We start from the raw sequence: 3,227 nt of genomic DNA, 5'->3' as shown, positions 1-3,227 counted from the left end.
CGGGGCAAACAACCGAAGCTATCGATGGCGCAGCAACGCCACCTGATGGAGGTACACCGCGCGGGCACGCACTCCACGGCCGAGCTCGCCGAGCTTTTCAACGTCGCCCGCTCCACGGTGTATCGCACCGTTCAACGACAATCCGTCGACCACTGAAGAACCTATCCTCCGGATCCCGTTGCCAAGTCAAGCAGGCCCAGCAACGGGACAGGCGAACCGAGACCGACTTTCGTTGTGGTCGTCTGGCAGTGTCACAGCAGAACACCTAACAGCCGCCCGACCTCCGGCAGCGGATCCGTCGAGAGAGGCTGTGTCGCTACAGCTGGAGGTGAATACGCAATGCGTCGTCGAGCTTCACCATGACATCGGCAGGGGCGTGTCCGAGGAGAGCGCCCAGCCGCTCAACGGCGATTGATCGGACCTGCTCCGCCTGGGCCTTGGAATCCTGAGGCAACCCGGTCGCACCGGCGGGCAGCAAAGCCTGAAAGGGGAAGATCCGGGCGGTGTTGCTGGTGACCGGGACGACTGTGATCACTCCGCGGCCAAGCCGCGTCGCGATCGAGTTCGCACGATCGTTGCTGACGATCACTGCCGGACGACGCTTGTTGGCCTCGCTTCCGAGCACAGGATCCAGATCAACAAGCCGGATCTCACCGCGCAGCATCGGCGATCCCGTCGGCCACGGTCACGCTCCACGCGGCATGGTCAGTTGATGCCTCCCACTCGTTCCAGGCGGCCTCGTAATCCTGCTCCAGTTCGGGCAGGCGCAGCATGCGCACTGCATGGTGCAAGGCAGCCGATCTGGATGAGAGACCTGTCATGCGAGCAAATTCATCGAGGACGGCCACATCCTCGTCGGGCAGGCTGACACTGAGCTTCATACCCAAATACTACCGCAGTATTACCCATATGGCAGGCGTCTTCTACTTTGCTACCCGCCGGCCCGTAGGCGGAACGACATGTGAGACGCAATCACACTCTGAACACTGGATGTCGCGGAGTGTGACCCTGGCGGTGTGACCCGGGCGTCTTCGGCGTCTCTGATCTTGGGGAGCATCCAACGATTCCGGTCAGGCGATTTTGTGGAGCGGATGCATCTCTAGCTGGCGGGTTGGGCGAACAGCGTGATCGCGAGGAGGAGGACAGCGAGCAGCGCGAAGCCACATTTGCGGAGAACTCCTGAGGTCGTGCGGAAGGCGATGACGGCCTCTACGGCGTAGTAGGCAGCGAAAGCGCGGGACGCGATTGTGACCAAGACGAGGGTGGGAATCGTTGCTGCGATAGCGATAGCGGCAGCACCGCTGATCAGGTAGGGCCGTGGGCCCGAAAACCAGGAACTCAGACCGGTGAGGTTGCCTCGTGCCGCTGCGGTGTCGGCGATTGCGGCGCTGAATTGGCTCAACACGGCGGAAATGACCAGCGGCAGAGCCAGCCACGGAGCGATGCGGGCGGTGATATTCAAAAGGGTGCTGTCCGGGCCGGCGGCAGTTCCGAGCCCCATCACGGGAGTGGCGACAAGTACGAAGCCGATATAGATCGATGTGGCCACCAGCTGGGCCACCCGCGAGGCGCGCACCCTAGTGACGGCATCATATTCATCACCGAGGAAACGCACGGTCTCGAACCCCTGCACGGTGATCACCAGACCGCCGAGAATCAACAGAGCGTCCAGGGTGCCGACAGGTGGTGGCGGAGGAAGTCTCAGCGTCGAGGATGTCACCAAGGTTCCGTCGTGGATGAGCAAGACAGCGCCGAGGACGGTGGTGAGCACAAGCACCGCAGCTAACGAGATCCGATCGAGCCGGTCCAGTCCTGTGAATCCACGAAAAATGCCGATTGCGATGATCAAGGCCACTGAAGCGCAGGCGATGACCGGTTCCCAGATCGGCGAACCGCCCGGGATGAAGAAGCCCACCATGTACTGCGCCATGATCCGCAAGTAGAGGGCCACGGAAATGATGTACGCGATGACGATTACCGCATCACCGAGCCGGTCCAATCGTGCAGTCGTTGCGTTGAGGGTGCCGCCGGCCGTCCCCTGTTCGATGGCGGTCACGTTGTGTCGGATGACAGTGCCAACGAGCCACGCGAACGCGCAGATCCCGAGCGCACCGAAGATCGCGAAAGAGCCAAGAGCCCGCTCGAGAATCGGCACGATGATCAGAAGGCCCGAACCAAGGATCGACGCCAGCGGCGTCACCGAAGCCGCGGCGACCCCGCGAACAGCACCCCACCTACCCGATAGCGCCACGAGCTCAGAAAATGTAAGACAGCAGGTAAAGCGAACTCATCGATGCCGCGATACCGCCACGACCAATAGGCGCTCGGCGTGGTAAGCGCGGGGCTGGAACGAGAGCATCTCCGCAGGACTCGATATCGACTCGCATGCCCATGAGCCCTTTGCCTTCATCGAGGAACGTCCACATCTCCCACTCGTGGTGGCGCCCTTCGCGTGGTGATCCAGGGACTTCAGCACTAGGGACACACTCTTGTGAAGCGCTCTAGCCCCCGTCTCCGATGTCCCATACTGCCAGAAACGTTATGCCCAGATGTTCACACTCGAGGCTGGCTCCCCGCCCCGCCCGCAAGCCGGACGATGAGTGGACGGCAAGTTACGCAGGTTCGCTCTCGCGTTCGAGACCGCTTTTCGTCGGTATTGGCCGCCCGCAAGCGGAACCGCCAGCGGGCTCGTGGCCCAGCGACGAGCGCCCGCGCTCCTAAGCTCGACTTCTCCAAAACGTCGGCTCAGCCTCAACGCTGCGCATGAAACCAGCTGCCTTCGAAGTCCCTGTCCACGGTTTCCTGAGACTGAACAACTACACCGCTCCGAGAAGTATCGGAGCTAACAAAGCCGGCGTCTTCAAGAGTTGATAAACCGGTCGAGACGATAGTCGGGTCCTCGATTAGGTTGTCCCGTTCGGCATCAGTCATGGTGCAAAGCCAGATCCACGCACCCGGGACGTCCGGAAAGGCGGCCACCGAAGCGACCCCAGTGACTCCGCGCGCCTCGACGCGCTTGAGCAATTCGTGCTCCGCATTCTCAAGCATTCCCCAGCGCTCATCTTTTATGTCGCTCACAGAAATGACAGTACTTCACCGCAGATTCGTCCGAAAGCGGAACGGTAATCGCGACAGGTTGCGTCCCCGGGAGTGGTGTGGTTTTCGGGGTTTCGAGCGTTGGATGGTCGACGTGAAGAGCCACCGTGGGATGGTCAGTGAGTAACGAC

General features: G+C 61.5%; 5 protein-coding genes. 1 reads left to right on the top strand and 4 read right to left on the bottom strand.

Annotation, left to right across the window (positions count from 1 at the left end):
- A partial coding sequence (locus ABIB54_RS17750) for a helix-turn-helix domain-containing protein (protein WP_354576859.1) occupies nucleotides 1-156 on the top strand: 156 nt, incomplete at its 5' end.
- 160 nt (nucleotides 157-316) lie between these two features.
- Here the strand turns inward: ABIB54_RS17750 and ABIB54_RS17745 are convergent.
- The 4 genes from ABIB54_RS17745 to ABIB54_RS17730 form a co-directional block, all read right to left on the bottom strand.
- Nucleotides 317-664, bottom strand: a complete 348-nt coding sequence (locus ABIB54_RS17745) for a type II toxin-antitoxin system PemK/MazF family toxin (RefSeq protein ID WP_354576858.1) — start codon at nucleotides 662-664, stop codon at nucleotides 317-319.
- Complete coding sequence (locus ABIB54_RS17740; RefSeq protein WP_354576857.1) at nucleotides 651-881, bottom strand: ribbon-helix-helix domain-containing protein; 231 nt, start codon at nucleotides 879-881, stop codon at nucleotides 651-653. The genes ABIB54_RS17745 and ABIB54_RS17740 overlap by 14 nt, the downstream gene beginning before the upstream one ends.
- 218 nt (nucleotides 882-1,099) lie before the next feature.
- Nucleotides 1,100-2,200, bottom strand: coding sequence for an Aq_097 family APC-type transporter (locus ABIB54_RS17735; protein ID WP_502917180.1), 1,101 nt, complete (start codon nucleotides 2,198-2,200; stop codon nucleotides 1,100-1,102).
- Nucleotides 2,201-2,751: 551 nt separating this feature from the next.
- Nucleotides 2,752-3,078 carry a hypothetical protein gene (locus tag ABIB54_RS17730; protein WP_354576855.1) on the bottom strand — a complete coding sequence of 109 codons (327 nt, stop codon included), beginning with the start codon at nucleotides 3,076-3,078 and terminating at the stop codon, nucleotides 2,752-2,754.
- Nucleotides 3,079-3,227 lie beyond the last annotated feature (149 nt).

Origin of the sequence: Frigoribacterium sp. UYMn621 (assembly GCF_040549525.1) — a bacterium.
Classification (GTDB): domain Bacteria; phylum Actinomycetota; class Actinomycetes; order Actinomycetales; family Microbacteriaceae; genus Lacisediminihabitans.
This window is presented reverse-complemented; position numbering and strand designations above follow the sequence as displayed.

Bases quoted from the DNA above. Each gene is read 5' to 3' on its own strand.
- ABIB54_RS17740 (WP_354576857.1), bottom strand. From the start codon at position 881: ATGAAGCTCAGTGTCAGCCTGCCCGACGAGGATGTGGCCGTCCTCGAT.
- ABIB54_RS17745 (WP_354576858.1), bottom strand. From the start codon at position 664: ATGCTGCGCGGTGAGATCCGGCTTGTTGATCTGGATCCTGTGCTCGGA.